10 protein-coding genes and 1 other annotated feature (1 of these 11 cut by a window edge) are annotated in these 12,096 nt (G+C 39.5%); of the genes, 2 read left to right on the top strand and 8 right to left on the bottom strand.

Going from position 1 to position 12,096, the window contains the following annotated elements:
• Nucleotides 1–3: 3 nt before the first annotated feature.
• The 3 genes from P3R27_RS01560 to P3R27_RS01550 all read right to left on the bottom strand — a co-directional run bounded on the left by P3R27_RS01560 (nt 4) and on the right by P3R27_RS01550 (nt 3,820).
• Entirely contained in the window at nt 4–1,518 is a 1,515-nt protein-coding gene (locus P3R27_RS01560; RefSeq protein ID WP_301356802.1) for an Lsa family ABC-F type ribosomal protection protein, read from the bottom strand.
• Between the two features lie 251 nt (nt 1,519–1,769).
• Entirely contained in the window at nt 1,770–2,870 is a 1,101-nt protein-coding gene (locus tag P3R27_RS01555) for a glycerate kinase family protein (RefSeq protein WP_034686705.1), read from the bottom strand.
• 59 nt (nt 2,871–2,929) lie between these two features.
• Nucleotides 2,930–3,820: a WaaS/CpsH family glycosyltransferase gene (locus P3R27_RS01550; protein WP_034686707.1), complete on the bottom strand. Its 891-nt coding sequence runs from the start codon at nt 3,818–3,820 to the stop codon at nt 2,930–2,932.
• Nucleotides 3,821–4,115: 295 nt separating this feature from the next.
• Here P3R27_RS01550 and P3R27_RS01545 point away from each other — a divergent pair, with 295 nt between their 5' ends.
• Together P3R27_RS01545 and P3R27_RS01540 are read left to right on the top strand one after the other, a co-directional pair.
• A complete protein-coding gene (locus P3R27_RS01545) occupies nt 4,116–5,480 on the top strand; it encodes an amino acid permease (protein ID WP_034686709.1) in 1,365 nt (454 codons plus the stop codon).
• A gap of 200 nt (nt 5,481–5,680) precedes the next feature.
• Nucleotides 5,681–6,124: a DUF305 domain-containing protein gene (locus P3R27_RS01540; protein ID WP_034686711.1), complete on the top strand. Its 444-nt coding sequence runs from the start codon at nt 5,681–5,683 to the stop codon at nt 6,122–6,124.
• A 72-nt stretch (nt 6,125–6,196) separates the two neighbouring features.
• Here P3R27_RS01540 and nhaC read toward each other — a convergent pair whose 3' ends face one another.
• The 5 genes from nhaC to P3R27_RS01515 form a co-directional block, all read right to left on the bottom strand.
• Entirely contained in the window at nt 6,197–7,609 is a 1,413-nt protein-coding gene (gene nhaC / locus P3R27_RS01535) for a Na+/H+ antiporter NhaC (protein ID WP_034686714.1), read from the bottom strand.
• Nucleotides 7,610–8,016: 407 nt separating this feature from the next.
• The gene (locus tag P3R27_RS01530; RefSeq protein ID WP_034686716.1) at nt 8,017–9,222 is read right to left on the bottom strand and encodes a M20 family metallopeptidase; all 1,206 of its coding nucleotides are present in this window, start codon (nt 9,220–9,222) and stop codon (nt 8,017–8,019) included.
• Nucleotides 9,223–9,245: 23 nt separating this feature from the next.
• A complete protein-coding gene (locus P3R27_RS01525) occupies nt 9,246–10,085 on the bottom strand; it encodes a MetQ/NlpA family ABC transporter substrate-binding protein (RefSeq protein ID WP_034686718.1) in 840 nt (279 codons plus the stop codon).
• A gap of 15 nt (nt 10,086–10,100) precedes the next feature.
• Nucleotides 10,101–10,781, bottom strand: a complete 681-nt coding sequence (locus tag P3R27_RS01520) for a methionine ABC transporter permease (protein ID WP_034686720.1) — start codon at nt 10,779–10,781, stop codon at nt 10,101–10,103.
• 1 nt (nt 10,782) lies between these two features.
• Nucleotides 10,783–11,856, bottom strand: a complete 1,074-nt coding sequence (locus P3R27_RS01515; RefSeq protein ID WP_034686722.1) for a methionine ABC transporter ATP-binding protein — start codon at nt 11,854–11,856, stop codon at nt 10,783–10,785.
• 62 nt (nt 11,857–11,918) lie between these two features.
• Nucleotides 11,919–12,096 (bottom strand) — a binding site (T-box leader) (it continues 62 nt past the right edge of the window).

The following is a 12,096-nucleotide window of genomic DNA, read 5'->3' as shown; positions in this document are numbered from 1 at the left end:
GATTCAAATGTGTGTTTCTCTTCTTCTCAAGTCGATTCTTTTCGTTGCGACTTTTTCTAAGAACCGCTGGTCATGGTCGACGATCAACATCGCTGGTTTGACTTGTACTAAAAGCTGCTCGATTTGTTCTTGATTGAACACGTCCAGATAATTCAATGGCTCATCCCAGATATAAAGATCTGCGGATTGTGCAAATGATTTGGCTAATTCCACTTTTTTTCTTTGCCCCATACTCATGTTTTCAATGGAGGTATGAAACACGTTTCTTTCCATTCCTAATTTACGAAGATTATTTAAAAAGAGTTCCAAGTCTAGCTGATTCTTTTGCGCAAAATCTGTTAAGGTTCCGGTGTTATCTTCATAGTTTTGGCGAACATAACTAATACTGATTGTTGCCGAACGTGTGACAGCCCCCTTGGATTGACCAGTAAATCCCCCAAGTAAACACTGGATGATCGATGATTTACCACTGCCATTAGGTCCAGTTATTGCCACACACTCTTGTTGCTCGATGCTAAAGCTGATAGGATCGAATAACATCTCTTCATAGCCTAATTGTAGATTTTCTACTGTCAATAAGCGTTTATGATGCGACTGATTTGGGCACATTTTCAGTGAATCGATCGACTCTAGATCTTTCAGTAATTTCTCTTTCTCACTAATTTGAGTTTCCATCCGATTGACGATCGCTTTTGAACGTTTCATTGTACGAGCAGCATCCGCTCCAATTGCGCCACGATTGACACGCCGTGCTTCGGTATCAATAAAGCCAACACGTTTTTTTGTTTTGTCTCCTTCTCGAGAGTTAGCCCACTCCGCTTTTTCAGCTGCGGTTTTTTTCAAACGTCCGACTTCTTTTTTGATTTTTTGGTTTTGTGCTAACTCAAATTCATCTTTTCTACGCTTTTGTTCTTCGTAGACGGAATAATTTCCTTGATAGATCACTAATTGACTTTTTTCGATGACCAAAAGATGGTCAACGACTTCATCAATAAACTGACGATCATGACTGACAACAATAAACCCTTGTTTTTTCTTATTCAGGTATTCAGCTACTTGCTGACGCCCAATCACATCTAAGTGATTTGTTGGTTCGTCAATCAGTGGGAAATGCTGCTCATCGGTAAATAAGAGAGCCAGCAATACTTTTGTTTTTTCTCCGCCGGAAAGGGAATCGTAAGGGCGCCAGAGAATTTCCGGATCTGCCTGCATCAACATCAGCTCACGCTCGATCTCCCATAACTCACAATCTGAAACTTCTAACAACATATCATAGGTCAGTCGATTCGTTTCCCTGACCTGTTGTGGAAAATAAACAAATTCTTGTTGATGGGTCACTTGTCCTTGATAAGGTAGTTTGTTTTGCAAAATAGTTAATAACGTCGTTTTGCCACGACCATTTCGACCAATCAGTCCTAATTTCCATGTGGAATCAATATTTAGGTTTGCTTGATCGAATAACAGATTGTCTTGGCTGTCATAGCCAAACGTCAATTGTTTGATTTCGATTTTAGACATTTATCTTCACCTCGTTATAAAAAAGACCAGTCCTATTTTCAGAACTGGTCAAAGAAGATGAGTACAAAAAGAGACCCACTCATTGAAAGCAGCCAATTCTGAAAATCTGCATACTATCCCCTTGAACGAACAAGGTATAGCTAAAATGCAGCTTCAACAAATTGACTTACTTTTTCAATGCGCGGATCCCTCACTTTGTCTTTATTTGCCACTAGGTTACCATAGGTGTTTTAAGACTGTCAACCAATAAATTATCGAAACAAGCCACTGATTGCCTGTGAAAGTAGTCTGACGTTCTCTAGTGTTTCTTGATGATCCAATGCCTTATCAAGAGAAGTTGGGCCAGTTTGGATACTAAATACACTAGGAAGAATCGTCATTAATTCACCTAAATCTTTTTCCCGACCCCCACAGATCGCTACAACTTTTTTGTTGTGTTTTTTTGCCAAAGAAGCCACACCATAAGGCACTTTCCCATGAATTGTCTGTTGATCGATCCGGCCTTCTCCTGTGATCACGAGCTCAGATGATTTGATTTTATCCTCTAAGTCTACTAACTCAGAGACAGTCATAAAACCTGCTTTCATCGTAGCCCCGACAATGGCTAGAGCGCCTCCGATTCCACCAGCTGCGCCACTGCCAGCGAGTTTATTCAAATCAATTGCTGTGCTTTCTTTGATTTGTTCAACGACCTTTTCTGCTTGGGCTTCCAAAAATGCTAGTGTCTCTGGTGAACCGCCTTTTTGTTTCCCAAACAATTGAGTCGCACCTTGTTTGCCAATGTAAGGACTCGTAACGTCCGCTGCGATCGTCAATCGTTGCTCGATACGCTCTAATTGAGAGACGTCGATTGTCTCGATGGATAACAATGGATTCCCTTCTGTAACGCCATTTAGTTTCGCCCCTAATGACTGCAATAAACCCAAGCCTCCATCAGAACAACCGCTACCACCTAATGTTACGATAACTTCGTCTACCTGCTGATTCAAAGCATCTTTGATCAACTCTCCTAAACCAAAACTTGAAGCTAACCGGATCGTTTGATCTGTCGGTTCGGTCAACAAGTCCAAACCAATGACTTCCGTCGATTCAATGATGGCTAACTTACGGTTCTTTTTTTGTGTCAGTAAATAACGACATGCTTTTTTCCGAAAGAGCAAATCCGGACAAAAAAGTGTTCGCCATTCACCGCCTAAAGTAGCGTAAATTACTTCAGCAGTTCCTTCGCCACCATCAGCGATGGGTTGATTGACTGTTTGTTCCGCCTCCCCCCAGCCTTGCAATGCTGCTTGGTTGAGTTCAATAGACGATGCGCTACCTTTAAACGAATCGATTGCTGCAAGTAATTTCATTCTGAGACTCCTTTTTTTGTGATGATTGAACAACGTGTTTTTCTTTCACTACATTATATCTAACGTGCTTCAATACCGCTATATTCATAGATAGAAAATACTTCAGGATCATAATCGATAAACCGCTGTGACCAATTTTCTACATCAAAAAATTCGATGATCTCACGATCGACGGTTTGATAAGGGCTATTTAAGAAGGCAGGAAGTTCAACCAAATTCCTTTCTTCCAACAAGAAAATATTTTGTGGATTGTAGAAACGATATCCAGAAATCGCTTTATTATCAGTGACTAATTTTTTTTGGAAGAAAATAGATTCAAATGTTCGTAAAGTCACACCACTTTGACCTTCTCGCAATAATTCCAAAATGCCTGTCGAACCATTCGTCTTTTGCAAATATTCTGTATAGGTCAGATACCCTTCTTGATCATTTCCACGACTTGGTAAAATATAAAAGTTTGTTGAAATACCTAACTGTTCAAATGCGGCTTGATAATCATCTGCTCGTTGTTTTCTGCCGTTATCAGTTGCTCCAAAGAACAGATCAGTCGTGACTTCAGCTTTTGGTAATTCCATCTCTTTTGAATAAAAAGAACTATTGTGTTTAATCCCTAACTCTTTTGCTTCTAAAATATCAAAATGGTAAATGTCATCAATTGCTGGTTCTGCTTCTGCTTTCTTCAATAATTGAAGGTGTTCTTCTTTAAAATGGTTCCAAAAGAAGAGAATGATCTTCGCATTTGTGTACGGTCGAATACGAGAAGCAAATGCCACATCAAAACCATAATCTAAAAAAATAATTAGTTTATATTGATCGAGTTGCTGTTGGAACGCTGACATAAAGGAATCATCCATCAAATCTTTTGCTGAAATGACGTCCATTGTTTGCACGTATGGGAAAAAATATAACGCCTTATTTTTCGCTATAAGCAATCGTTCGTGTTGGCTCATATTTATCAACTCCTTATTTTTTCTTACTCAAATCAAACCGATTAATTGTGGGTTTCCTCTAATAATAGCCCTGTATGAAAGGAAAAAGCGAATGAAACGCTTTCGTTTCAAGTTATTTTTGATAGAAATATAACAACAATTATCGAAACTGATAAGAGTTCTATGATTGTTTCATTAAAAATTACAAAAAAGATTTCAGAATAGTTGTAATTATCAGACAATTTGTTATTATAGAGAATATTATTTTATAACCTATTTGTGTTTTCATTCATGTTTTTAGAAAAGAGGGTTTTTGATGGAAAGTACAGAACAAACAAAATTAAAAAAACAGCTAAGCTCCAGACACATCACGATGCTTGCTTTGGGTGGTGCAATTGGTGCTGGTTTATTCAAAGGAAGTGGCGAAGCCATTGGCATCGCCGGTCCAGCGGTCCTTATTGCCTTCTTGATTGGTGGTGGTATTTTATTTATTGTTATGAGTGGTCTAGGTAAGTTAGTTTTAGATGGTGGGGATACCCAACATGGATTATCTGGCTTGATTCGCCCTTATTTAGGTAATCATTCTGCGGACTTCGTCGACTGGGTCTATTATTCCATGTGGATGATCAATATCATCGCTGAGGCTGTAGCAGCAGCTTCCTTCTTACAATTATGGTTTCCGCATGTACCTGCATGGTGTTTCATCTTACTTTTAGCTATTTTAACGACTCTGATCAATCTTTATTCTGTCCGCTTGTTTGCTGAAACCGAATATTGGTTGGCTTTTGCGAAGATCAGTGTCATTATCTTGATGATTCTTTTCGGGTTATATCTCGTCGGACAACAAATGTTAGGAACTGGTATTTTTCCTACATTAAGTCAATTGACTGATCACGGTGGCTTTACCCCACATGGATTAAAAGGGGTCGTTAGTTCATTACTTGTCGTTATCTATTCATATGGTGGTTCGGAACTGATTGCCATTACCGTTAGTGAAGCAGATGATCCAAAAAAAGCTATACCAAAAGCCATTAAAGGAGTCATGGGACGAATCGTTTCCTTCTATATTATCCCACTTTTCTTGTTACTGATTCTTTTCCCCTGGAATACTTTAGCCGGCTCATCGGTCAGTCCTTTTGTCTTAGTTTTTGAACAGATGAATATCCCTTTTGCTAGTGATATCGTGAACTTCGTCATTGTCTTGGCACTCTTTTCATCGATCAATTCTGGCGTTTATGCTTCTTCTCGTCTATTGTTTTTCCGTTTGAAAGACAAAAAAGGCACCGCCAAGAAACTGGCAAAGTTGAACAAGCACTATGTGCCACAACGTGCTGTATTATTTTGTACTAGCGTGCTATATCTAGGTGTCATTCTTTCCTATTTCGTTGGTGATAAACTCTTTAGTTATTTAGCTGGTTCCCTTTCCTATACGGTACTTGTGATCTGGTTGATGATCAGTGCTGCTGCCTTTCGTTTGGCATTAAAGAAAGGCACTTGGAAAGCAAAAAGCTTCAATCTATTTGCTTTAGTTGCATTGACCTTGATTTTGATTGGGATCCTTATGACAAATTCAATAGGGGTGACCCTACTAACGGCTCTACTATATGCTGGTATTTTCTTTAGCTATCAAAAGAAAAAGGATGTCTTTGTCATAGATAATGAACCCTTCTCTTCTATTTGAACATCTAACTCATGATTAAACCTTCCCCATAAACGAGCCAAGAATATTGAAAGTCATTCACTTGATTTTTAATATTCCTGGCTTTTTATAAGCATCGCAGCTAAAAAATTTGCTCGATCATTTTGCTATGCACTTCATTTGCTTTATGTATTTTTTGCTGAGATGATAGTCTTGTAACAAAGTATAAAGGGGTTATATTTATGAAAAAGTATGGGAAATTTTTATTAATGATTATTGTTTCAACGATTATAATGTTTGGAATGATGTATCTGAATGTTTATTCGATTGAACATGTCTTTTTTAGTCGTACACGGGTCTTTATGGCCTTGATGATGGGTGCTGTGATGGCAATCATCATGTTACTTTTCATGTGGAAGATGTATGAACATAAAAAGCTGAATATCGCAATCTTGACGATCAGCTTATTGGTGTTTGGCGGTTCATTGTTCATGGTCCGTAGCCAGAAAACAGTTGGTGATGTGGCATGGATGAAAGCAATGATCCCTCATCATTCGATTGCTATTTTAACGAGTAAACGTGCCGATATAGAAGATCCTGAGGTCAAAAAATTAGCAGAAAAAATCATTGAAGCACAAGAAAAAGAAATCGATGAAATGAAGGAATTGATTGATCGATTGGATTGATGTATAAATAATGATTCCTGTCAAAAAAAAACAGCCGCCTGATTATACTGGTGACTGTTTTTTTTGATTTTTTTATAGCGTATCTTTCACAACGTTCAATGTTTCATTTTTTTCTTGATCTTTTGCAATACCTAAACCAGTAATCGCACTGACCATCGAAAAAACGGGAGAAAGTAAACTGAAAAATACAAATGGTAAGTAGGTCATCGTTGGTATTCCAAACGTGCTGGCAACAAAACTACCGGCAATCCCCCAAGGAATAAGGTAATTGATGACTGTCCCTCCATCTTCTAAGGTACGACTCAAAACAGTTGAATCAAGTCCTGCTTTTTTGTATGTTTCTTTGAACGCATTTCCAGGTAAGATCACAGATAAGAACTGTTCACCGATAAACAGATTGACACCAATACTTGTCATTAATGTCGTAAAAATCAGTTTAGGTGTCGTCGTCATTTTCTTCGATACCACTTCCATGACTGTAGAGATCAAGCCAAATTCGATCAATAACCCGCCTAATGAAAGCGTCAGAATAATCAAGGAAACTGTAGGCATCATACTTTCGATCCCACCGCGGCTAAGTAACGCATCGATTTGCGCGTTTCCTGTTTCAGATAGAAAACCAGATTCAAGGACTGTCGCTAGTTCTGAGAAGGAAGTGCTTGGATCTTGGATAAAAATCATTCCAACTGCTACGGCAATATTCAACAGGATCGTTAAGATTGCTGGAACTTTTTTCCAAGCACAAACTAGCATCAAGAATAAAGGGATTAGAGACCAGATTGAAATCGTAAAGTTGTTTTCTAAAATAGTTGTTACATTTTGGATTTCTGTCAAGCTAGCACCTTTATCTGTATGTCCTAAAAATGCAAACAAAATCAAAGAAACAATAAATGCCGGAAGTGTTGACCACATCATATGTTTGATATGTTTAAATAGATCCGCATCAACAATTGCTGCTGCCAGATTTGTCGATTCAGATAATGGCGACATCTTATCTCCAAAAACGGCTCCAGAAACAATGGCACCGACAACTAATGCGGGGTTCAATCCCAACGTTGTGCCGATACCGAAAAAGGCGATACCGATGGTTGACATGACGGTAAAGGCACTACCGACTGCACTGCCGACAATGGCACATACAACAAAAACTGAAGGCACAAACCAGGGAACACTAATGATTTTAAAGCCATAGACCATCAACGTTGGAATGATGCCAGCTTGGATCCAGACCGCAATCAATGCGCCGACTAAAATAAAGATAAAGATCGGGATGATCCCCGGTTTGAGTCCATTGATGATTCCTTCATGTAATCGATCGGTTGGCTGTTTCTTCACTACTGCGTAGACCATGACCATACCAATAGCAATCAAAATTGCAATATTCGGTGAAATCTTAAAGCCAACTACTCCGGCTGCTATCGTTGCAACAATAATTATTAACACACTCACTGCTTCTATAAAACTAGGTTTTTTTATTTTTTCCATATCCATTCTCCTTTTTTAAGTTTGTTACGTCTTAAAAAAGCTTCGATATCGAATGACTCCGCCACAATTCATCTGCGTTTCCTCCCTAAAAAAGACAAAAAGATCTGTTTTCAACTAAGGACGAATTTCTCCGCGGTACCACCTTAATTAAAAACAGATCTGTTTTTCACTTTGATTTGAATGATTTAATTGTTAAAACTTTTCCTGTAATTCATAGAATTGGCTTGGTCGGTTCGCAGCAACCACCGACTTTCTGAACAGAACACCAAAACTACTACTGGGTGAAAAGTGAACTTTCATGAAGTTTACCTGCATCTATCCATTTTGTCAATCTAAATGTATTTTTTCTGAAAAAAAATGTTTTGATTCATCACGATTTAGACCTTTCACCCATCCATCATTTACCGTTATTTTTTTGCAAGGATTGCTTGATGCTCCTGCTTTATTTTATCTAGAAGTTCTGGCTTTTCAAATAGATCTAACGCAGTATTTGCCAATAGTTCAGCAGCAATTGCAATCGAAGCTAGTCCTTTTTCACTGCGAGCAGCTGCTTTAAATTCTTCAGAATGACCGGCGATATATTCATCAGAAATCGAGACAGTTGGTTGAATCGTCGGAATCACATGACTCACGTTACCAACATCAGAAGAACCTAGACTTGTCTGTTCTTTTGTTTCAATTTCTTCATCAGGTACACCTGCTGCATTCGCATGGCTGAAGAACAGCGCATCAAATGAAGGTGTCACGATCACGTCATCGACAGAATTTTGGAACAACCCAAATTCATAACTTGTTCCCGTACTCAAAGCCGCACCTTTCACAATATTTTCGACTTTTTGATACACTTCATTCAATGTCTGACGATTTTTTGCTCGTAAGTAAAAGCGACCCGCTGCATATTCAGGAATCACATTCGCAGCAACTCCACCATCCGTAACGATGCCATGGATATTGACGTCTTTTGGCAATTGCAGGCGCAACGCATTGATTCCATTAAACACTTGAATCAACGCTTCTAAGGCATTCACTCCTTTATCTGGTGCGGCAGCTGCATGGGAAGCAACACCATGAAATTTGATATCCACCGGATCATTCGCTAATGATTCTGTCGTTTTGCCGTAACGATATGCGGGATGGACACATAGTGCAGCGTCTACATCTTCAAAAAAACCTTCTCGGACAAAACTTCCTTTTGCCGAACCGTTTTCGCCTCCCTCTTCTCCAGGAGTACCATAGACACGAATCTCTCCACCAATCTCAGTGATGCGCTCACGTAAAACACTTGCGGCTAATATAGAATAGGTGCCAAACAAGTTATGACCACAAGCGTGACCAATACCTGGTAAAGCGTCAAATTCTGCTAAAAAAGCAATCGTTGGTCCTGGTTTTCCTGAAGCGTAACGAGCATCAAATCCTGTTCGATGACCAGCAACATCTTTTGTGACAGAAAATCCTTCTTTTTCTAATTGTTTGATCAAGGTATCTGAGGAATAAAACTCATAATTACTTACCTCAGGATGGTCATGGATATCTAGTGCTAATGCTTGATATTCAGCTAATCGTTGCTGGATTGCTTCCTTAAAAGAATGTGTTGTTAAAGTAGATGTTGTCATATTGGCTTCCTCCAGTTTGCTTTTTATTTTTTACCAAATGTTTCCCAGGCAGGTACGCTTGATCCTTTTGATGTTTCTTCAATCACTTTTGCTGTTTCTTCCGTTTGATAGGTGTCAACGATTTTTTGATAGATTTCGTTATTTTCATCTTCTTTTCTTGCTACAATGATGTTGACATATGGTCTCGCGCTGTCATCGACAGGTTCTAAAAAGATGGCATCACTCGTTGGGTTCAATCCTGCATCGACTGCCACACCACTATTGATCACTGAAAGATCAACGTCATTCAATGCACGAGCTGTTTGTGAGGCATCCAGTTCAGAGATGTCTAGGTTTTTTGTATTTTCAGTGATATCTGAAGTAGTCGGCGTTTGGCCTTTCGCTGAATCAACTTTGATCAAACCAGCTGTTTGTAGCAATAGCAACGCCCGTCCACCATTTGTGACGTCATTAGGAATAGCTACTTTTGCGCCATCCTTGATATCATCAATGGATTGGATCGTATTGGAATAGATCCCTAAGGGGGCATTCACTGTGTTTCCGATCGAGACTAGATCCGTTCCGTGTTCCGTATTGTAATTGTCTAAAAAGAATTGATGTTGAAAAGCATTGAGGTCGATCGAGCCATCCGCTAATGCAGCATTCGGTTGATTATAGTCGGTAAATTTCACGTATTCTAAGTCAATGTCTTCTTTTGCTAAACGTGCTTTGACATCATCCCAAACGTCAGTGTCCTCTCCAATGATCCCAAGTTTTACTGTCGTTTGTTTGTTTGTGTCTGTTTCGGCATTTCCTTGGCTACAGCCAGCCAACCAAATAAGTGCAACAAAAGCGAGTACTGTATAACGAATGAATTTTTTCATGATGATTCCTCCAGTTTAATGTGATATTTTTTTGATCAATAAGTTGCTGATCCATTGACTTAAAAAAACAAGAATCAAGATCAACAATGTCGCAACGATGGTCACGTCTGTTTGAAAACGATTGTAGCCACGAGAAATAGCTAGGTTCCCTAATCCTCCTGCCCCAACCGCTCCTGCCATGGCAGTCAAACCAATGACATTGATGATCGTCAATGCAGAGACACGAATGATTCCTGGCAAGCCTTCGATCAAATAGACTCTAAAAACGATCCCTAATGGACTGGTTCCCATTGATTCGGCCGCTTCAATTACTCCAGGATCTACTTCTAACAACGCATTTTCCACTTGTCGAGCGAAAAATGGCACAACACCAAAGATCAAAGGGACTAAAGCAGCTTTCGCACCGATCGTAGTACCGACTAAAAAGCGAGTTGTCAATGCCAGTAAAGAAAGTAAAATGATAAAGGGAATCGAGCGGACAACATTGATGACTTTGTCTAGCACCTCATAAAGCAAGCGATTTTCAAGCAATCCTTGGGGCCGTGTCACAACCAATACGATCCCAAAACCAAGACCGATCGCGCCTCCGATCAACGCGGTCCAAAAAGACATATACAACGTTTGTTTCGTCGCTTCAATAAATTCATCGGGTATCAAATAGACATTGGGTAAGTAGGTTTCTAAGAAATGGGTCATATCAGCGTCCTCCTTGAATCACTTTCATTTCCTTACTTGCGCCATTTTTTTGTAAAATCGTTGCTTGTACACCGGATTCAATAAGGTAAGCCAGGGCTTTTTCTCGTTGATGGATCTCTCCTGATAAAGTAACGATCAATCGTCCTAATGGGGTTTCTTGTAATAGTTCTACATTGCCGTATAAAATATTCGCACTGACTTGGTATTTGCTATAAAGTTGTGCGATCAACGGTTCATTCGTTTGTGTGCCCACATAACTCAATTCCACTAACCATTTATTGGTCAACTGATCTGCAAAAGCACGATGCGAGCGAATCGTTTCTAATGCTTGGTCAACGTGGGTGGCTGTTCGGATAAAATCTTGTGTCAAAACTTCTTTTGGTGCACTGAAAATCTGAACACTACTTCCCTGTTCGATCACTTCCCCGTTTTCCATCACAGCTACTTTGTTGCAAATTTCTTTAACGACTTGCATCTCATGTGTGATCAAAACGATCGTCAATCCTAATTGCTGGTTCAGTTTTTTCAATAAAGCTAAAATCTGATGGGTCGTTTTTGGATCTAAGGCACTCGTTGCCTCATCACAAAGTAATACTTGCGGATCACTGGCTAGTGCACGAGCGATAGCAACTCTTTGCTTTTGTCCTCCTGAAAGTTGTTTTGGATAAGCAGTAGCTTTTTCTTCTAACCCGACTAATGTTAGAAGCTCATTAACTTTTTGACGACGCTCCTGTTTCGATTTTTTCGTATATTTCAACGAGAAATCGACGTTGTCAAAAATCGTGCGACTTTCCATTAGGTGGAAATGTTGAAAAATCATCCCGATCGATTTTCGTTCTTTTCGTAATTCTTTCGGGGATAGTTTTCCTAGCTCTGTTCCATTGATGATGACTTTGCCACTTGTTGGTTTTTGTAACAGGTTCATGACACGAACCAGCGTACTTTTCCCAGCACCTGAATAACCTACGATCCCGTAAACATCCCCTTTAGCAATCGATAGATCCACCTGTTTCACTGCCTGGATCGTCTTTTCTTTTTGTTGGAAAGAAACATTTATTGCTTGTAATTCAATCATTTTTACTCCTCCTTCAGTTTGACGATAAAAAAGGCATCCTCAAGAAAATGACTCATCACTTTCTTGAGGACGCCTTTTTGCGTGTTACCACCTCATGTTCAAGTTACACTTACATGTAACTCCTCTTCGAGTACAAACATACTCTAGCAAGTTAACGGTTGCGACCGTCACCGTCTCACAATATTGCTCGGGGTGAATTGCTCAATAGCCATTTTCCAAACATGCCGCCTTGCTTCTTCT

It is taken from the genome of Enterococcus spodopteracolus, assembly GCF_030441955.1.
Taxonomy (GTDB): domain Bacteria; phylum Bacillota; class Bacilli; order Lactobacillales; family Enterococcaceae; genus Enterococcus_B; species Enterococcus_B spodopteracolus.
Note: the sequence above shows the minus strand (reverse complement) of the source record. Positions and strands in the feature narration are given on the sequence as shown.

Bases quoted from the DNA above. Each gene is read 5' to 3' on its own strand.
- P3R27_RS01560 (WP_301356802.1), bottom strand. From the start codon at position 1,518: ATGTCTAAAATCGAAATCAAACAATTGACGTTTGGCTATGACAGCCAA.
- P3R27_RS01555 (WP_034686705.1), bottom strand. From the start codon at position 2,870: ATGAAATTACTTGCAGCAATCGATTCGTTTAAAGGTAGCGCATCGTCT.
- P3R27_RS01550 (WP_034686707.1), bottom strand. From the start codon at position 3,820: ATGAGCCAACACGAACGATTGCTTATAGCGAAAAATAAGGCGTTATAT.
- P3R27_RS01545 (WP_034686709.1), top strand. From the start codon at position 4,116: ATGGAAAGTACAGAACAAACAAAATTAAAAAAACAGCTAAGCTCCAGA.
- P3R27_RS01540 (WP_034686711.1), top strand. From the start codon at position 5,681: ATGAAAAAGTATGGGAAATTTTTATTAATGATTATTGTTTCAACGATT.
- nhaC (WP_034686714.1), bottom strand. From the start codon at position 7,609: ATGGAAAAAATAAAAAAACCTAGTTTTATAGAAGCAGTGAGTGTGTTA.
- P3R27_RS01530 (WP_034686716.1), bottom strand. From the start codon at position 9,222: ATGACAACATCTACTTTAACAACACATTCTTTTAAGGAAGCAATCCAG.
- P3R27_RS01525 (WP_034686718.1), bottom strand. From the start codon at position 10,085: ATGAAAAAATTCATTCGTTATACAGTACTCGCTTTTGTTGCACTTATT.
- P3R27_RS01520 (WP_034686720.1), bottom strand. From the start codon at position 10,781: ATGACCCATTTCTTAGAAACCTACTTACCCAATGTCTATTTGATACCC.
- P3R27_RS01515 (WP_034686722.1), bottom strand. From the start codon at position 11,856: ATGATTGAATTACAAGCAATAAATGTTTCTTTCCAACAAAAAGAAAAG.